Here is a 17303-nt window from a genome sequence, read left to right as displayed (position 1 = left end):
CGTCTTTCGGTCGAGTCCCTCCACCATGTCACTTGGTGTCTGAGACTATCGATTCGAGCCGGGTTGCGAGCGCTGCCCGGGTGGGGGTGAAATTGCGCTCGATCCAGAAATTTTCCAGCTCGGACAGCACCTCGCCAACCTTGGGACCGGCGGCAATGCCCGCCTTCAGGACATCGGTTCCCGTCAAAGGAAAGACTGGACGCTGCCATTTCTCCGCGCGCGACAGAAGCCGCTGAAACGCGGCCGTTTCGCCAAGAAGCGACGGATCGTTTTCGGACAGGCGACACGAGGATGCCAGGGCAAGCCGCAGGCGTGTTGTGATCCCCACGGCGCCGGAGCGGTATAGCTGGCGGTCGAGAGCCACATCTGCGAGCGTCGCGGGAATTACCGGAGCACTCGCAAATCGCGCGAAATAGGCGGCTTCCGCCTTCGAGAGACGCAACCGCACGGCCATCGCCTCAAGCCGCTCCGCATCCGGAGGCACGATCGCCGCCAGCCTCAGCAGCGGATCCGGTTTCCAGGAGAACGCCTTCTCGGCGGCAATGAGGCCGGGAACGGCATCAATGCCCCATTTTTCCGTCTCCGGCAGGATTTCGGTGAGCACCCCGGTCTGGCGCATCCACAGCAGCGCGCGGCCGGGATCATCCGCGGCGAGCAGTTTCTTCGTTTCTGACCACACCCGTTCCGCCGAAAGCGTCGAGAGCTTTGCGCGCGCCTGTGCGCAGGCCCGGAGCCCATCTGCGTCGGGCCGGCCGGCGCCGTAATAGGCGAAGAAACGGAAGAAGCGCAGGATGCGCAGATAATCCTCCCGGACGCGCTCGGCGGCATTGCCGATGAAACGCAGCGTCCTGCTCTCGATGTCGGCAAGACCGCCGACATGGTCGATTATCTGGCCTTTGCTGTCCGCATAGAGGGCGTTGATGGTGAAGTCGCGGCGCTCGGCATCCGCTCGCCAATCGGTCCCGAAGGCCACTTCGGCACGGCGCCCATCGGTCGCCACGTCGCGCCGCAGCGTCGTCACTTCATACGGTGTCCCGTCGATGACGAGGGTGACCGTGCCATGGTCGACACCGGTCGGCACCACTTTGATACCCGCTGCCCTCGCGCGCTCAGCAACGTCGTCCGGGCGCCAGGTGGTCGCCATGTCGACATCGCCCGCCGGCAGGCCCATGAGGCTGTTGCGGATCGCGCCGCCGACGACGCGCACCTCGCCGCCGTCGACGTTCAGAACGTCGAAAACGCGCCGGAGCGAGGGAGCGTGAAACCACGCCTCAGCGGCAACGGAAGTCATGCGTAAAGCCTTTCGTAGAGCATGCGGACGATCCCCGCCGTAATTCCCCAAATATTCCGCTCGCCATAGGGCATGCGATAGAATTGCCGCTCCGCACCCTGCCAATGGCTGCGTCCGCGCCCATGGTTGACAGGGTTCATCAGGAAGGAAAGCGGCACTTCGAACACGCTTTCTACCTCTTCCGGATTGGGCGCGAGCTCGAAGCCTGGCTGCACGACCGCGAGCACCGGCGTGATGCGGAATCCTGACATGGCCATATAGTGCGGCAGACGGCCGATCGTTTCGACGAAGCGAGGGTCGAGACCGATCTCCTCCTGCGCCTCGCGGAGCGCCGCAACTTCGATGGACTTGTCCTCGGGATCGACCACCCCGCCCGGAAAGGCGACCTGACCAGAGTGCTTGCGCAACGTCGATGTCCGCTGGGTAAAGATCACGCTCGCGTCTTCGCCATCGTCGACAACCGGCACAAGCACGGCAGCGTCCTTCAAATGCAGAGTCTCGAGATAGGGCACGATGCCCGGATTGAGCAGGAAATCGCCGTGATCGCGCCAGGCCGTCTCAATCGGTCCACCTGTCTGGGCGAGCGCCCTGCGGCGAAACTCCTCGGCGGAAAAGGGATGATTTGTCATTGCGACAGGGCTTCCAGCTCGGCCGCCGGCATGATCGGAAAGATCGCGCCGGACGATTTGACGCAGAACATGTCGATGCCGTCGATCTCGACGGTTTCGCCCAGTTCGACAATATCATACATGACCGGCCTCGATACGAGCGCCTCAAGCCGCCCACGCACATGAAGGTAGGGTTTCAGTTCGCGATTTTCGCCTTGAATGACAAAGCGAAGGAGATGCTCCGGCCCTGCCTCCACCACGTCGCCGACATTGGTGCGAAATGTCAGGACCTTTTCGCCATCCTTGACGGTAACGCGCATTTCCACGGCGATGAACGGAGCATCGGCGATGCGGATCCCGACCTTTTCCACTGGCGTGACAAGGTAGGTCTTGCCGTCCTCGTCCTTGCGCAGCACGGTGGAAAACAGCCGGACAAGCGGCTGGCGACCGATCGGAGTTCCCATGTAGAACCACGTTCCATCGCCACGGATTTCCATGTCGATATCGCCGCAAAACGGCGGATTCCAATGGTCGACCGGCGGCAATCCCCGCGCTTCACCGCCCCTTTCGCCGGCGGCGCGAGCAATCAGCGCGGCAAGGCCGGCCGCGTCGCCCGTTTGCTGAATCTTGGCTTCTGCCATCGTTCCGTCCCGTTTGGTCCCGATCTTGTTCCCGAAGCATATCTTGCTCCTGAAGCATAACGCGTTCAGATGAACGTGCCAGGGATGCTCCGGCCTGTGGTTTTGGGCATTCCGTCCGCATCGACAAGCATGCGGGATGCACGGCGAGCCTCCTGCAAGCTCACGACATAGTGCGCCGGCGGCGGCTTGTCAGCCGTCCGCCAGGGTCTAAATTGAAAAATAAGGACTGAATATTAGGCAATGGCGATTCGGTTCAGCAGCGACGATCTGGGAGAATTGCGATGACTGTAATGAAAAGCGCGACCGATGCGGCCGACGAGAAGGCAATCGTCGCGGCCGCGGAAGCCGCACTGGGTGAGATCGCGCTCATCCGCGCCGAGGTCGGCAAGGTGATCTTCGGCCAGGAAAGCGTCATCGAACAGACGCTGCTCGCCGTGCTGTCCGGCGGCCATGCGCTGCTCGTCGGCGTACCGGGTCTTGCCAAAACCAAGCTCGTCGCCACGCTCGGTACCGTTCTCGGGCTCGACAACAGCCGCATCCAGTTCACACCCGATTTGATGCCTTCCGACATTCTGGGCTCGGAAGTGATGGACCAGGATGCCGCGGGCTATCGGTCGTTCCGTTTCGTCCCCGGCCCGATTTTTACGCAACTGCTGATGGCAGACGAGATCAACCGTGCCTCGCCGCGTACGCAGTCGGCGCTGTTGCAGGCCATGCAGGAGTATCACATCACCGTTGCCGGCGTCCGCAAGGACCTGCCTCAGCCGTTCCATGTGCTCGCGACCCAGAACCCGCTCGAGCAGGAGGGAACCTACCCCCTGCCGGAGGCGCAGCTCGACCGTTTCCTGATGCAGGTCGACGTCGGCTACCCCGAGCTTGCCGCTGAACGGCAGATCCTTCTGGAGACGACCGGCGTCGCTGAAGCCGAAGCGCGACCGGTGATCGACGCCCAGCGCCTGCTGCAGATCCAGAGTCTGATCCGCCAGATGCCGGTCGGCGAGAAGGTGGTCGATGCCATCCTCTCGCTCGTGCGCTCTGCCCGCCCCGGAAACGGCAACTCGACCACCGACAAGACTGTCGCCTGGGGGCCAGGTCCGCGTGCTGGCCAGGCCCTGATGCTGTGCGCCCGCGCGCGCGCCCTTTATGACGGCCGCCTGGCGCCTTCCGCCGACGATATCCTGGCTCTTGCCGAACCCGTGCTGCAGCACCGCATGGCGCTCACCTTCGCCGCCCGTGCGGAAGGCATGACCGTCCGCGACGTCATCGCCGGCCTGGTGAAACGAGCCAAGGGTTAGTGCATGGCCTCCATCGGGCACATAGTCGCGCGTACCCCCTCCGGCGAAGTCCTGTCGCGCGCCCAACAGCGCGCAATGCTCGTTCCGGACTGCCTTGTCGAAGCGCGCAGGATCGCCAACACGGTGATCTCCGGCTGGCATGGCCGGCGCAAGCGCGGTATCGGCGAAAATTTCTGGCAGTTCCGCCCCTATAGCGAGGGCGAAAGCCTGTCGCGGATCGACTGGCGCCGCTCCGCCCGCGACGACCATACCTATGTCCGAGACCGCGAATGGGAGGCAGCCCATACGATCTGGCTTTGGGCCGACCTTTCCCCCTCGATGATGTACAAGTCGACGCTCGGCGCGGTCTCCAAGGAAAGCCGTGCACTCGTGCTGATGCTGGCGCTGGCCGAAATCCTCGCGCGCTCCGGCGAACGGATCGGCTGCCCCGGCGTCATGGAACCGGTCTCTGCTCGCAACGCCGCCGAACGATTGGCAACCGCGATCATGCTAAGCTCGCTTGCGGAGGGCCTGCCCGATACCAGCATGATCCGCAACGCCAGCGATCTGGTGCTGATCGGCGACTTCCTCGATCCCGCCGACAAGGTAATGGAGCGTCTCGCCCCGCTCGCACGCCGCGGCTTCCGCGGGCACATGGTAGAGATCGCCGATCCTGCGGAGGAGGTCTTCCCCTATGCCGGGCGAACCGAATTCACCGATCCGGAAACCGGCGAAAAGCTGACCGCCGGACGCGCCGAGATTCTGCAGGAGGATTATCAGCGCGCCTATCTTGCCCGTCGCGACAGCCTGGGCTCGAGCCTCAGGCATCTCGGCTGGACGTTCATCCCGCATAGGACCGACCGCCCCGCGTCCGAGGCGCTGGTTGCCGTGCACATGTATCTGTCCGGAATGCCTGGACGGGCAACGCATGGAGGTCTGCTATGATCGGCGGCCTTTCCTTCGTCTTCGCCAATCCTGCCATGCTGGCCGCACTTGTCGCGTTGCCGGTGATCTGGTGGCTTTTGCGGATGACACCGCCGCGACCGGCAGCCGAAGTCTTTCCGCCGCTGCGCATCCTCGCCTCGGTTCTGAAGCGCGAGGAGACCCCGTCGAAGAGCCCTTGGTGGCTGACGCTTCTCAGGATGCTGATGGCGGCCGCCGTCATCTTCGCGATCGCCGATCCGGTATTCAATCCGCGCAGCAATACGCTGGCGTCCTCCGGCCCGCTCGCGCTCTTGATCGACAACAGCTGGGCGACCGCACCCGATTGGGAGCGACGGATCGAGGCTGCCTCGGCGCTGATCGACGACGCCGAGGCGAGAGACCTTGCCGTGTCGATCGTCTTCACCGGCGATCGACAGCACAATGCCACGCCGGGATCGGCGGCATCGGCGCGCAACCGTCTGGCTGCGGCATCACCCGAACCGCTCCCGGCCGATCGCCGCTCTGCGATCGCCGCCATGCGGACGGCTTTCAAGGACGCTGCGCCCGGCACGCTCGCCTTCGTCACGGACGGCATCGAAGCAGCGGACGGCAAGACGATGGAGGCGCTTGCCGGAATGGGCGCCGCGAACCTCCGGATGATCGAGGCCGATGGCAGTCAAGCGATAGCGCTGACCAACAGCAGCAACGAAAATGACGGCATGTCGGTGACGGCGAGCCGGTTGAAAACCGATGACCGCCGTTCCGTGTCGATCGTCGCTTACGATACGCGTGGCCGCGCCATCGCCGACGGCGCGATCGACTTCGCGCCCGGTGAAGCGGTTGCGAAGGGAACGATCGCCGCGCCCTTCGAACTGCGCAACGATTTCGCCCGCATCGGCATCGAAGGAGCCGCGACCGCCGGTGCTGTCCATCTGCTCGACGATGGTTTCCGCCGCCGCCGTGTCGCTCTCCTGAGCGGCGAGGCTCGCGATCTTTCCCAGCCGCTGCTGTCGCCGCTCTACTACATCAACCGGGCGCTGGCTCCCTATGCCGATCTCATCGAACCGCGCGAGACCGACCTTGCCGTTGCCATTCCGGAACTTCTGGAACAACGGCCTTCGGTCCTGATCATGGCCGATATCGGCCGCTTGCCGGAAGAGATGTACCCGCTGATGAAGAAGTGGATCGACAATGGCGGCACGCTGATCCGCTTTGCCGGGCCGCGTCTTGCGGCGGCACCAGCCGACGACCCGCTCGTGCCCGTGACGCTGAGGCAGGGCGAGCGGGCGCTTGGCGGCGCACTTTCGTGGTCGGAGCCACAGCCGCTCGCCGACTATCCCGCCAACGGCCCCTTTGCCGGCATGCCTCGTCCCACCGACATTCTCGTCAAGCGGCAGGTCCTGGCCGAACCCACGGCTGACCTCGCCGAGCGGACTTGGGCAAATCTTGCGGACGGAACGCCCCTGGTGACGACGGCTGCCCAGGGGTCGGGACGCATCATCCTCTTCCACGTCAGCGCCGAGGCAACCTGGTCGAATCTGCCGATTTCCGGCCATTTCGTCGAAATGCTTCGTCGTAGCGTGCAGCTTTCGCGCAGCGGCGGCGTCGCGAGCGAAGGCAAGACACAGGCACAGACGCTGGCGCCCTACCGGCTGCTGAACGCCGACGGCGTCCTCGTCGCTGAAACCGGCAGTGCGCGGCCGCTCGACGTCGCTCCCGGCAAGGCGCCGCTTGCAACTCCGGAAAACCCGCCGGGACTCTACGGTTCCGAAGACGGTTTCACGGCGTTGAACCTGCTCCCCCGCGACGCGGAACTCAAGCGGATCGACATGGTGGCAGCAGGCCCGCACAGCTCAGAACGGCTGACCGGCGAGGAAAGCTGGTCGCTGAAGCCTGCTCTCTTGACGCTGGCGCTGCTCCTGCTCCTCGCCGACGCCGTCGTCGTTCTCTTCATGGGCGGAGCCTTTTCGCGAGTCCGCATGGCCAGGACGGCGGCCACAATGCTCTTCATCCTGTGCGGCACGCTTGGCACCCTCGTGCTCCTGCCACCGCAGGCACTTGCGGATGACGCGCGTCCGGATGACCAACGCATCCTCGAACACCTCGATACGACCCACCTCGCCTATGTCGTCACCGGGGAAGACGACGTCGATCGTCTCTCCGAACGCGGTCTCACGGGACTCACCGATTTCCTGACCTATCGCACGACGCTCGAGCCGGGTGCGCCCGTCGGGCTTGACATATCCAAGGACGAACTCAACTTCTATCCGATCATCTATTGGCCGATCTCCGCCAATGCGCCGATGCCGAGCCCGCAGGCTGTAAGCCGCATCGACGCCTATATGCGCGCGGGCGGCACGGTGCTCTTCGACACGCGGGACCAGTTCTCCTCATTGGGCGCCTCGTCAAATGGAACAAGCCCGAACAGCGAACGACTGCAGGCGATTTTGGCCAATCTCGACATTCCGCCGCTGGAGCCCGTTCCGGCCGACCATGTGCTGACCAAGGCCTTCTATCTGTTGACGAATTTTCCGGGGCGCTACACCGGCAGTCCTCTCTGGATAGAGGCGCAACTCGACAACCACGAAGAGCCAAGCGACCGCCCGGCCCGGTCCGGAGACGGCGTAACGCCGATCATGATCACCGGCAACGACTTTGCCGGTGCCTGGGCCGTGGATACGAATGGCGTTGCGCTCTTGCCGACAGTTCCGCCGGACGAGATGCAGCGCGAATACGCCTTCCGCTCCGGCGTCAACATCATGATGTATATGCTGACCGGCAACTACAAGGCCGACCAGGTGCACGTGCCTGCCCTGCTCGAGCGGCTCGGTCAGTGAGGACCGTTCGATGACCGTCGATTTTGCACCATTTCTTCCCTGGCCGTACCTCGCGGCGCTGATCATTGCGGCAGTCGCACTCGCGGCGCTCGGCCTGTGGCGTGGCATTCGCGGCGCCTGGTTGAGAACGGCGGCGCTGGCGGCGTTCTGCCTGGCGATCAGCAATCCATCGATTTTCCAAGAGGAGCGCGAGCCGCTTTCGACCATCGTTGCCGTCGTCGTCGACCGCAGCCAGAGTCAGAATAATGGCAATCGCCGCGAACAGACCGACAAGGCGCTTGCCGACCTCAAGGATCGCCTCTCCCGCTTTCCGCAGATCGAGACCCGCATCGTCGAGGCTGCGGACAGCGCCGAAACCGAGGCGCCTTCGACGAAGCTCTTCGGCGCATTGTCGACAGCGCTTGCCGACGTGCCACCGGCGCGGGTCGGCGGCGCGATCTTCATCACCGACGGACAAATTCACGACGTTCCCGCCGTCAATCAGAAACTCGGCTTCGATGCGCCGATCCATGGCCTGATCACCGGCAAGCCGAATGAATTCGATCGGCGTATCGAAATCGTCAGCGCACCGCGCTTCGGCATCGTCGGCGAGCAGCAGAAGATGACCTTCCGCGTCGTCGACGACGGTGCCGCACCCGGCGGTGGCGCCGAAGTGACGATCCGCCTCAATGGCAACGAGATCGCGACCGAGCATGCCGAGCCAGGCACCGATGTGCCCTTCAGCTTCACCGTGCCGCGCGGCGGCAACAACATCCTCGAATTCGCGGTGAATCCCATCGCCGGCGAAGTGACGGAGGTCAACAACCGCGCCGTCCACGTGCTCGACGGCATTCGCGAGAACCTGCGCGTGCTTCTCGTTTCCGGCGAGCCGCATGCGGGCGAGCGCGCCTGGCGCAACCTTCTGAAATCCGACGCTGCGGTCGATCTCGTCCATTTCACCATTCTGCGTCCCCCGGAGAAGCAGGATGGCACCCCGATCAACGAACTTTCGCTGATCGCCTTTCCGACGCGCGAGCTCTTCGTCGACAAGATCAGCGAGTTCGATCTGATCATTTTCGACCGCTACCAGCATCGCGGCGTGTTGCCGATCCTCTACTACGACAACATCGCGCAATATGTGCAGAACGGCGGCGCGTTGTTGATCGCCGCCGGCCCGGAACATGCCGGCGACGACTCGATCGCCGCCACGCCGCTTTCGGCCGTTCTGCCCGCGACGCCCACCGGCGTCATGAATGACAAGGCCTTCTTCCCCCGCCTCTCGGAGGAGGGAAGGAAGCATCCGGTTACGCGCGGTCTCGAAGGCGCGTCGAGCGAGCCTCCGAGCTGGGGCCGGTGGTTCCGCACCGTCGACGTGGACCGTCCGCTCGGGCAGACGGTGATGGAAGCGGCCGACGGAAAGCCGTTGCTCGTCCTCAACCGCGTCGGCAAGGGGCGTGTCGCGATGCTTCTGTCCGACCAGGGTTGGCTGTGGGCGCGCGGCTTTGAAGGTGGCGGACCGCATGTCGCGCTTTATCGGCGCACGGCCCACTGGCTGATGCAGGAACCGGCGCTTGAAGAAGAGGCGCTGACGGCGCGCGCCTCCGGCCGTACGCTGGAAATCACCCGGCAGACGATCGAAGGCGATCCCGGCCAGGCGACTCTCACCTATCCATCGGGGAAGACTGAAGAGTTCACGCTGACCGAGCGCGAACCGGGCCTCTACAAGACCGATGTCAAAACGACGGAGACCGGCCTCTTCGAGGTGGCCAATGACGAGCTCACGACCCTCGTCCATGTCGGCAATGTCGATGCGCCGGAATTCAAGGCGGCAATCTCCACGGAAGAAAAGCTCCGCCCCTGGGCGGAAAAAACCAAGGGGGCCGTGCGGCGGCTGGCGGATGCCGACGGCCCGGTCGATCTCCCCTCGATCCTGCCGGTGCGTGGCGCGGTCCGGGTGGCCGACGATGAGCGCCTCTCGCTGCGCATGACCGACGAGACGGTGCTGAAGGGCATCAACTCCCTGTCCCTGTTCGGCGGTCTCTTCGGGCTCGCCGCCCTGCTCTTCCTGATCTCGTCCATGTGGTATCGCGAGGGGCGGTGAGTGGCGGCGTGCGTCCTTTCCGACGCACGCGAGATCCCTGTTTTTCACGCCAAAGGCTGACTGCGCACCATCATGGAGGCACTTCAAATCAGGCGGCGGCACCCTCGGCCTGGGCTTCTACGGCGTGTTCGGCCACGGGGACAACGCTGTCGTCCCGCCAGCAGATCACGCCGCCGAGCCGCGCGTGGACATCCGCAGCCATCGGCACCACCAGAACCCTTGCCGGGTCGACAGGCCCTGGAAATTCAAGTGCTCCGTAATGCACCTTCTCGAAACCGAGCGGCTGGTAATAGGGCGGATCGCCGACGAGGATCACTGCCTCGGAGCCCTTCCGCCGCGCAGCTTCGACGGCAATCCGCACGAGCTCGCGGCCAATGCCCCGGTTCTTGTGCGACGGTCGCACGGCCAGCGGACCGAGCAGATGTCCCCTCACCGGCCCGGCCATGACCGGCGTCATCCGTACGGAGGCGATCGTCTCGCCGTCATCGGTGCAAATGAAGGACAGCGAACGGTCATGCGGACCCTGCTCGCGAATGCGAGCGGCGGCGCGCACGAAACGGCCGGGACCAAAGGCCTCTTCGTTGATGATTTCGATGGCTGCGTCGTGTGACGCGTCTTCAGTCAGATAGACGATGTCGTGCTTTTTCATGGATATCGAGAACCAAGCATGCGAGCGGACAATAAAGATGGCGCGCCCCGAAAGGGCGTTGGCGGCATCAGCGTCGTCGCAGGCTTCCCGACAGGATCATGGTTACGATCGTTCCGAACATGAAATTTGCCTGATCGCGATAGCAGAAAATCGCCGCCTGTCAAAGCCCAAAACGCAGTGTTCAGAATTTGATACCTATCACCGCCCCGCTGCTGCGTTATCTATCAAGGTAAGAGAAAACACGAAGGAGCTCATGCATGGGCAGGCTGGTCAACGGAGTCTGGCAGGACGTCTGGTACGACACCAAGACGACGAAGGGCCATTTCAAGCGCAGCGAGTCGCGGTTTCGCAACTGGATCACCGCCGATGGATCGCCTGGACCTTCCGGCCAAGGCGGGTTCGCGGCCGAACCGGACCGCTACCATCTCTATGTCTCGCTCGCCTGTCCCTGGGCGCATCGCACGCTGATCTTCCGCAAGCTCAAGAAGCTTGAGGAGATCATTCCGGTCTCGATCGTCGATCCCCTGATGCTGTCCAACGGTTGGGAATTCAAGGGCGTAAACGGCGGCACCGTCGACCATCTCTTCGGTTCCGACGCGCTTTGGCAGATTTATGTGCGCGCCGACCCCAGCTATTCCGGCCGCGTGACCGTGCCCGTGCTTTGGGACAAGAAGAAGAACACCATCGTCTCCAATGAATCGGCCGAAATCATCCGCATGTTCAACTCGGCCTTCGATCATCTTACCGGCTCGACCGAGGATTTCTGCCCAGCGGAACTGCGCGACGAAATCGACGCGCTCAACGCCCGCATCTATGACGCGGTAAACAACGGCGTCTACAAAGCCGGCTTCGCCACCAGCCAGCAGGCCTATGACGAGAGCGTCAAGGCCCTGTTCGCGATGTTGGACGAGTTGGAAGGCCGCCTCGCCTCGCAGCGTTATCTCTTCGGAGATCAGATCACCGAGGCCGACTGGCGCCTGTTCACGACGCTCGTGCGGTTCGACCCGGTCTATGTCGGCCACTTCAAATGCAACATCCGGCGCATTGCCGACTATCCGAACCTCTACGGGTATCTGCGCGACCTCTACCAGGTCCCGGGCGTCGCCGACACCGTGAACATGCACCATATCAAAGAGCACTATTATCGCAGCCACACCATGATCAACCCGACGGGTGTCGTGCCAGTGGGCCCGGTAGTCGACCTTACGACTCCGCACGGTCGCGATCGCCTCGACCGCACAGCACGTTCAAACGAGACTACGAGGCGCGTTGCCATCGGCACCCGTTGATACTCACCAGAACGTGTCCGGCGCCTCCGTTCCCGCAAGCTCCGCAATCCGCCGGCGCGTCGCGGCGGTCGTGTCCTCGGGCAGTTGGTCGAGCGCAAAGAAGCCGGCGGCGGCTATCTCCAGGTCGGGAACCTTCGGCTGTTGCTGGCGGACATCGTCGCAACGAAAGAAGATGACGTGATCGCGCTTGCTGGTGCCCCGGTTATAGTAGACCTGCACCAGCAACGGCGGTGACGTAAGTTCCAGATTGCCTTCTTCCCTGAGTTCGCGGGCGAGCCCCTGCACCGCCGTCTCATGGCGATCGAGGCCGCCGCCCGGCAGATGCCAGCCGGGAAGATAGGAATGCCTGACGAGGAAGATCCGCCCTTCGCCGTCGAAGCAGGCGGCGCGCACCCCAAGCGTCATGCCACGCGAGAGCGCAAAATAGGCATGCGCGAACCGCGTCAGCAGGCGAATTCGCCAGTTGCGCATTTCCGCCGGTCGCTGCTGCTTCAACCACGTCTCCTCGTAGCGGCGGCTTTCACCCGAAATCGTTACAATCTAGTGATTCCACTCTGATGGAATATGCGCTAGACGGGGGCGATGTTCAAACTTGCGCATATTTCGGACGTTCATCTCGGACCTCTGCCAGATCTGTCTCTGAGGGAACTTGCTTCCAAGCGGATAACCGGTTTCGTCAACTGGCACAGGAACAGAGCGCGCCATCTTTTCGCCGGCACATTGGATTGCCTGATGGCGGATATCCAGAGGCGACATCCGGACCATCTGGCGATTACCGGCGACCTCGTGAATCTCGCCTCTTCCCTGGAGATCGCGGCCGTGACCGCGTGGCTTGCGGAGGCCGGCGACGCCAAGGATATCTCCGTCGTGCCGGGCAACCACGACGCCTATGTTCCGGGTGCCTACGAGAAGACGACACGTGCCTGGTACCCCTACATGCGCAGTGATGAAGGTCCGCTCGGCTGGATCCGAGACCATCATTGCTTTCCCTATGTGCGCGTGCGCGGCCCGGTGGCAATCATCGGCTGCTCGACCGCAGTCGCCACGCCGCCCTTCGCCGCCAGCGGCTACTTCGGCCAGCGACAGGCGCGTGCGACCGTCGACCTACTGCAGGCGGCGGGCGAGGCTGGTCTCTTCCGGGTCGTGCTGATCCATCATCCGCCCATCCGGGGCGCGACCTCGATGCACAAGCGCATGATCGGCATTCGCCGCTTTGCTGCGACCATCTCGTCCGGGGGCGCCGAACTGGTGCTGCATGGCCACACCCACCTCAACACGGTTTATTACCTCAAGGGACAGACCGCGCCGGTGCCGGTCGTCGGGATCGCCTCGGCGTCGCAGGGGCCTGGGGGCAGCAAGCCGGCCGCCGCCTACAATCTCTTCTCGGTAGCGGGCGAGTCCGGAAACTGGCAACTCAGCCGCGAGCGCTACACGCTCAATGCCGACGCGACCGGCGTCGAACTCGCCGAAACCACCCTTTTCTAGGCTCGATCTGCCCACAACGCCGACAGCCTTGCAGGAAAATTCCGCTCTCGCCGAATAATTTGCCGTGCCCGTGCGTCATAATGCGGTTCGGGTTCGGCAGCCGGCCGTGCTGCGCGACGTTCCAGGGAGACAGGCACGATGTTCCGGAAGACGACTTTCTTTGTCCTTGCTGCATTCATGGCCTCGATCGCCGGCCAGTCGGCCTTGGCCGTCGGCGACACCAGCGAACCGCCGCGCAAGACCAAGACAAGCACCCAATGCAAGAACGGCAAGATCTGGGATACGCGCAAGGGCCAATGCGTCAACGCGAAGAAAAGCGGGCTCAGCGACGACGTCCTGTTCGAAGCCGCGCGCGAGCTTGCCTATGCCGACCAGTACGACAATGCGATCAAGGTGCTCGAAGCCGTAAGCGATCAGCGCAGTGCCCGCGTGCTCAACTATCTCGGCTACGCCAATCGCAAGGCTGGGCGCATGGAGCTTGGCATGCAATATTACAAACGCGCGCTTCAGGCCGACGAGAACTACATTCTCGCCCGGTCCTATCTTGGCCAGGCCCTGGTCGAGCAAGGCCGGATCGAGGAAGCCAAGGTGCAGCTCGTCGAAATTCGTGATCGCGGCGGCGAAAACACCTGGGCCTACAGGGCTCTGCTTCAGTCCCTCGGCGGCCTTCGCCATCATTACTGAGACGCGGTCGGAGACGACCGAAACTGCACTCGAGCAGCACGGCTTTCTCCGCGACCAGCTGCAGCCGCGAGGCAATGGCAAACCGACGCCGGAACGCAAAAACCTGTTTCCGTTCCGGCTCTTCCCTTGCAGACTTCGGATCAAATGTTTCATATCATTGGGTAGTGCATTTCGCACCGCGAATAGATGCCCGATCCGATACGTCTCATTGGAAGAGCGATGCGCCCAGCGGCAGAGACGAAAGACTTCAGACGGGATTTGGTCAGCCTGCTGCCCAAATTGCGCCGTTTTGCGCTGACGCTGACGCGCAATGCCAATGATGCCGATGACCTCGTTCAGGAGGCTTGCGAGCGGGCCATCGCACGCAGCCACCTTTGGAATGGGGAAGGCCGGCTGGAGAGCTGGATCTATGCCATGACGCGCAATCTCTGGGTCGACGAAGTCCGCAAGCGCAAGGTCCGCACCGGCGGCGGAGCCGTCGACATTTTCGACCAGAATGAGCTTCGCGTGGAGGCTGTTGCCGAAAAAGCGGTCTATGCCAATCAACTGCAGAAGATGATCCTGTCCATGCCGGAAGGTCTTGCCAGCGTTTTCCTGCTCATCAACGTCGAAGGTCACAGCTACCGCGAGACCGCAGATATCCTCGGGGTTCCGATCGGTACCGTGATGAGCAGGCTGTCCACCGCCCGCCTGCGGCTCGCCGCCATGCTGTCCGAGAATACCGAAAGGAGGGCCTGACCCTTGCAGCAGACGACAGGTCAAGCGCTCGAAGTTCGGTTGTCCGCCTATATCGACGGCGAGCTCGGCGATGCCGAGAGAGCCGAACTCGATGCTTTGCTGGCCCGTGACGACGATGCCAAGGTCATGCTCGAGAAGCTGAAGGCCGGCAGCGCATTTGGCAACAAGGCCTTCGAGGACTTTCTCCATGACCCGGTGCCGCTGGCGCTGGTGCGCCAGATCAAGCAGGGACCCGGCATCAATCCGCGATCCGAGCGCGTCGCGACGGCGAACCTGCCGGCGCGGACGGTTCGCGTCTGGCCGCGGGCGCTCGCCGCGGCCATGGCGCTATTGCTTCTCGGCGGTGCCGCGGGCTTCCTCGCCGGCAGCGCGCATTACGTCGCCGAGCCCGAAAGCGCCGCCTCCGCGCGCCCGTGGATCGATGAGATCGCCGACTATCACCGCATCTATTCCCGGCAGAAGGAACACCTCGTCGAGGCGCCTGCGTCGGACGGGCCGACGATCGAGACGTGGCTCGCCTCCAGCGTCGGCGTCGGCTTCAGGACCCCGGATCTCGCAAGCAAGGGCCTCACCTTCGAGGGTGCGAGGCTGTTGGTGGTGGACGGCAAGCCCGTCGGCCAGCTCGTCTACCGTGATGGCGAGGGCGACATCTACGCGATCTGTTTCCTCAAGGGTGGTGACAAGCCACAAGCGGATCAGTTCCGCGAGGATATCCGCGACAACCTCGGGCTGGTCTCCTGGCAGAAAGGCGATGCATCCCTGGTGCTCGTCGGCCCGTCCGCGGATGCCGCGCTCCGCGAACTCGCAGAAGCCGTAGCGGCGAGCATCTGACTACTCCAGGGGTTTAAAAAAAACCGCGCGGTCCGGAGAACCAGCGCGGCTTTTCTGCATAGGCTGATCGTGGCGGTCCTTACACCGCCTTCATCTCCAGCACCCGGTTGGCCGCCGAGACAATCGCTTCCAGCGAGGCAGCGACGATATTGGTATTGATGCCAACGCCGAACAGCGTGCCGCCCGGGTGCTCGACCTCGACATAGGCAATGGCCGCAGCGTTCGAACCATGCTGCAGCGAATGCTCCGAATAGTCGGCCACCGACAGCTCGATGCCGAGATAGATCGACAACGCGTTGATAAAGCCGTCGATCGGGCCGGTGCCCCTGCCCTCGATCCGCTTGGTCTCGCCCCTGTCGGTGATTTCCGCGGCAACGACGCGCAGGCCCTTGTGCTCGCCGACCGGATAGGTGTGGTGATCGACGAATTTCAGCCGCGCGCTGGGCTGCTCCACGTATCGCTCGATGAAACGGGCATGGATGCGCTTCGACGGAAGCTCCTTGCCCTCTTCGTCGGTGATGCGCTGGATGTCCTCGCGGAACTCGACCTGCAGGTTTCGCGGCAGGTTGATGCCGTAGTCTTCCTGCAGGATATAGGCGATACCCCCCTTGCCGGATTGGGAATTGATGCGGATGATCGCCTCGTAGCTGCGGCCGACGTCGCGCGGATCGATCGGCAGGTACGGCACCTCCCAGAGCGGCTTGTTGGCCTGCTTGATCGCCTTCATGCCCTTGTTGATCGCGTCCTGGTGCGATCCGGAGAAAGCCGTGTAGACGAGTTCGCCGACGTAAGGGTGGCGCTCGGGAATGACCATCTGGTTCGAATATTCGTAGACTTCCTTGATCCGCTCGATGTCCGAGCAGTCGAGCCCCGGGTCCACCCCTTGCGTGAACATGTTCAAGGCCAGCGTCACCACATCGACGTTACCCGTGCGCTCGCCGTTGCCGAAGAGCGTTCCCTCGACGCGGTCGGCGCCTGCCATCAAGCCCAGCTCGGTGGCGGCAATACCGGTGCCGCGGTCGTTGTGCGGATGCAGCGAGATGATCAGGTTCTCGCGGTTGTCGAGATTGCGGCACATCCACTCGATCTGGTCGGCATAGATGTTCGGCGTCGCCATCTCGACGGTCGAGGGCAGATTGATGATCAGCTTGTTGTCCGGCGTCGGCCTGACGATTTCGGTGACGGCGTTGCAGATCTCCAGCGCCACTTCGAGCTCGGTGCCGGTGAAGCTCTCCGGCGAATACTGGAAACGGTAGCCGCCGCCGGCCCTGGCCGCCATGTCGGTGATCATCTTGGCGGCATCGGTCGCGATCTGCTTTATGCCGGCGACGTCCTTGCCGAACACCACGCGGCGCTGCAATTCGCTCGTCGAATTGTAGAAGTGGACGATCGGCCTGCGCGCGCCCTCGAGCGCCTCGAAGGTGCGCGTGATCAGTTCCGGCCGGCACTGCACCAGCACCTGCAAGGACACGTCGGCGGGGACATTCGCGTCCTCCACGCACCAGCGTGCGAAGTCGAAGTCGGTCTGCGAGGCGGACGGGAAACCGATCTCGATTTCCTTGAAGCCCATATCGACCAGCAGATGGAACATCCGCGCCTTGCGGTCGTGCCCCATCGGATCGACGAGCGCCTGGTTGCCGTCGCGCAGGTCCACCGAGCACCAGATCGGCGCTTGCGTGATGGTTTTGGACGGCCACGTCCGGTCCGTCAGCGCGATCTGCGGGTACGGCTGATATTTCACCGCCGCATCGGGCATGCCGGTCTTGATGGAATGCGATTTCAGAATCATTGCAGCTTCTCTTCGTCACTGGGGCGTGGCTTGCCACATGCAATAGCCGATCATCGAAGTCATTGCGATGGCTCATGCCGCGTGGGCCGCGCCTTTTGTTTCAGCTCTCTTGGGGATTCGAGGAGCATCTGCCGGCTAGGCTCTTCGGCCGCCGGGCGCTCCTCAGCGAACCCGGCAACCGCG

General features: G+C 63.4%; 15 protein-coding genes. 9 read left to right on the top strand and 6 right to left on the bottom strand.

What is annotated here, in order from left to right; genetic code table 11:
- Positions 1 to 28: 28 nt before the first annotated feature.
- Genes QN222_RS10645 through QN222_RS10635 form a run of 3 tightly spaced genes read right to left on the bottom strand, consistent with a single transcriptional unit; the run spans position 29 to position 2540 of the window.
- Complete coding sequence (locus QN222_RS10645) at positions 29 to 1291, bottom strand: CCA tRNA nucleotidyltransferase (RefSeq protein WP_283961620.1); 1263 nt, start codon at positions 1289 to 1291, stop codon at positions 29 to 31.
- A complete protein-coding gene (locus QN222_RS10640) occupies positions 1288 to 1920 on the bottom strand; it encodes a CoA pyrophosphatase (protein WP_283961621.1) in 633 nt (210 codons plus the stop codon). The genes QN222_RS10645 and QN222_RS10640 overlap by 4 nt, the downstream gene beginning before the upstream one ends.
- On the bottom strand, positions 1917 to 2540 hold the full coding sequence (locus tag QN222_RS10635; protein ID WP_283961622.1) for a DUF1285 domain-containing protein: 624 nt from the start codon (positions 2538 to 2540) through the stop codon (positions 1917 to 1919). The genes QN222_RS10640 and QN222_RS10635 overlap by 4 nt, the downstream gene beginning before the upstream one ends.
- Before the next feature lie 281 nt (positions 2541 to 2821).
- Here QN222_RS10635 and QN222_RS10630 point away from each other — a divergent pair, with 281 nt between their 5' ends.
- Genes QN222_RS10630 through QN222_RS10615 form a run of 4 tightly spaced genes read left to right on the top strand, consistent with a single transcriptional unit; the run spans position 2822 to position 9655 of the window.
- Positions 2822 to 3835, top strand: a complete 1014-nt coding sequence (locus tag QN222_RS10630; RefSeq protein WP_283961623.1) for a MoxR family ATPase — start codon at positions 2822 to 2824, stop codon at positions 3833 to 3835.
- 3 nt (positions 3836 to 3838) lie between these two features.
- Entirely contained in the window at positions 3839 to 4759 is a 921-nt protein-coding gene (locus QN222_RS10625) for a DUF58 domain-containing protein (RefSeq protein ID WP_283961624.1), read from the top strand.
- A complete protein-coding gene (locus tag QN222_RS10620; RefSeq protein WP_283961625.1) occupies positions 4756 to 7575 on the top strand; it encodes a DUF4159 domain-containing protein in 2820 nt (939 codons plus the stop codon). Before QN222_RS10625 ends, QN222_RS10620 begins: the two co-directional genes overlap by 4 nt.
- A 10-nt stretch (positions 7576 to 7585) precedes the next feature.
- The gene (locus tag QN222_RS10615) at positions 7586 to 9655 is read left to right on the top strand and encodes a hypothetical protein (RefSeq protein WP_283961626.1); all 2070 of its coding nucleotides are present in this window, start codon (positions 7586 to 7588) and stop codon (positions 9653 to 9655) included.
- An 88-nt stretch (positions 9656 to 9743) separates the two neighbouring features.
- Here QN222_RS10615 and QN222_RS10610 read toward each other — a convergent pair whose 3' ends face one another.
- Positions 9744 to 10304, bottom strand: coding sequence for an N-acetyltransferase (locus QN222_RS10610; RefSeq protein ID WP_283961627.1), 561 nt, complete (start codon positions 10302 to 10304; stop codon positions 9744 to 9746).
- A gap of 257 nt (positions 10305 to 10561) precedes the next feature.
- On the opposite strand from QN222_RS10610, the gene QN222_RS10605 reads away from it, so the two are divergent.
- Positions 10562 to 11593 (top strand): glutathione S-transferase family protein, encoded by a 1032-nt coding sequence (locus QN222_RS10605; RefSeq protein WP_283961628.1) that lies wholly within the window; start codon positions 10562 to 10564, stop codon positions 11591 to 11593.
- Between the two features lie 3 nt (positions 11594 to 11596).
- Here the strand turns inward: QN222_RS10605 and QN222_RS10600 are convergent, their stop codons facing one another.
- Positions 11597 to 12064, bottom strand: coding sequence for an NUDIX domain-containing protein (locus QN222_RS10600; protein WP_283961681.1), 468 nt, complete (start codon positions 12062 to 12064; stop codon positions 11597 to 11599).
- A 111-nt stretch (positions 12065 to 12175) separates the two neighbouring features.
- Here QN222_RS10600 and QN222_RS10595 point away from each other — a divergent pair, with 111 nt between their 5' ends.
- From QN222_RS10595 to QN222_RS10580, 4 genes are all read left to right on the top strand, one after another.
- The gene (locus QN222_RS10595; RefSeq protein WP_283961629.1) at positions 12176 to 13078 is read left to right on the top strand and encodes a metallophosphoesterase; all 903 of its coding nucleotides are present in this window, start codon (positions 12176 to 12178) and stop codon (positions 13076 to 13078) included.
- 138 nt (positions 13079 to 13216) lie between these two features.
- Entirely contained in the window at positions 13217 to 13762 is a 546-nt protein-coding gene (locus QN222_RS10590; protein ID WP_283961630.1) for a tetratricopeptide repeat protein, read from the top strand.
- 219 nt (positions 13763 to 13981) lie between these two features.
- The gene (locus QN222_RS10585) at positions 13982 to 14500 is read left to right on the top strand and encodes an RNA polymerase sigma factor (RefSeq protein ID WP_283961631.1); all 519 of its coding nucleotides are present in this window, start codon (positions 13982 to 13984) and stop codon (positions 14498 to 14500) included.
- Positions 14501 to 14503: 3 nt separating this feature from the next.
- Positions 14504 to 15331 carry an anti-sigma factor gene (locus QN222_RS10580; protein WP_283961632.1) on the top strand — a complete coding sequence of 276 codons (828 nt, stop codon included), beginning with the start codon at positions 14504 to 14506 and terminating at the stop codon, positions 15329 to 15331.
- Positions 15332 to 15410: 79 nt separating this feature from the next.
- On the opposite strand, the gene leuA is transcribed toward QN222_RS10580, so the two are convergent.
- Complete coding sequence (gene leuA / locus QN222_RS10575) at positions 15411 to 17120, bottom strand: 2-isopropylmalate synthase (RefSeq protein ID WP_283961633.1); 1710 nt, start codon at positions 17118 to 17120, stop codon at positions 15411 to 15413.
- Positions 17121 to 17303: the final 183 nt, after the last annotated feature.

This window comes from Sinorhizobium sp. 6-70 (genome assembly GCF_030124375.1).
Lineage (GTDB): Bacteria > Pseudomonadota > Alphaproteobacteria > Rhizobiales > Rhizobiaceae > Sinorhizobium.
The sequence above is the reverse complement of the archived record's forward strand: the minus strand, read 5'-3'. Positions and strand labels throughout refer to the sequence as shown.

What these genes read in the sequence shown, in the direction of transcription:
- QN222_RS10585 (WP_283961631.1), top strand. Translation starts at nt 13,982, where the DNA reads ATGCGCCCAGCGGCAGAGACGAAAGACTTCAGACGGGATTTGGTCAGC.
- QN222_RS10595 (WP_283961629.1), top strand. Translation starts at nt 12,176, where the DNA reads ATGTTCAAACTTGCGCATATTTCGGACGTTCATCTCGGACCTCTGCCA.
- QN222_RS10615 (WP_283961626.1), top strand. Translation starts at nt 7,586, where the DNA reads ATGACCGTCGATTTTGCACCATTTCTTCCCTGGCCGTACCTCGCGGCG.
- QN222_RS10600 (WP_283961681.1), bottom strand. Translation starts at nt 12,064, where the DNA reads ATGCGCAACTGGCGAATTCGCCTGCTGACGCGGTTCGCGCATGCCTAT.
- QN222_RS10620 (WP_283961625.1), top strand. Translation starts at nt 4,756, where the DNA reads ATGATCGGCGGCCTTTCCTTCGTCTTCGCCAATCCTGCCATGCTGGCC.
- QN222_RS10645 (WP_283961620.1), bottom strand. Translation starts at nt 1,291, where the DNA reads ATGACTTCCGTTGCCGCTGAGGCGTGGTTTCACGCTCCCTCGCTCCGG.
- QN222_RS10625 (WP_283961624.1), top strand. Translation starts at nt 3,839, where the DNA reads ATGGCCTCCATCGGGCACATAGTCGCGCGTACCCCCTCCGGCGAAGTC.
- QN222_RS10605 (WP_283961628.1), top strand. Translation starts at nt 10,562, where the DNA reads ATGGGCAGGCTGGTCAACGGAGTCTGGCAGGACGTCTGGTACGACACC.
- QN222_RS10590 (WP_283961630.1), top strand. Translation starts at nt 13,217, where the DNA reads ATGTTCCGGAAGACGACTTTCTTTGTCCTTGCTGCATTCATGGCCTCG.
- QN222_RS10640 (WP_283961621.1), bottom strand. Translation starts at nt 1,920, where the DNA reads ATGACAAATCATCCCTTTTCCGCCGAGGAGTTTCGCCGCAGGGCGCTC.
- QN222_RS10635 (WP_283961622.1), bottom strand. Translation starts at nt 2,540, where the DNA reads ATGGCAGAAGCCAAGATTCAGCAAACGGGCGACGCGGCCGGCCTTGCC.
- QN222_RS10630 (WP_283961623.1), top strand. Translation starts at nt 2,822, where the DNA reads ATGACTGTAATGAAAAGCGCGACCGATGCGGCCGACGAGAAGGCAATC.
- QN222_RS10610 (WP_283961627.1), bottom strand. Translation starts at nt 10,304, where the DNA reads ATGAAAAAGCACGACATCGTCTATCTGACTGAAGACGCGTCACACGAC.
- leuA (WP_283961633.1), bottom strand. Translation starts at nt 17,120, where the DNA reads ATGATTCTGAAATCGCATTCCATCAAGACCGGCATGCCCGATGCGGCG.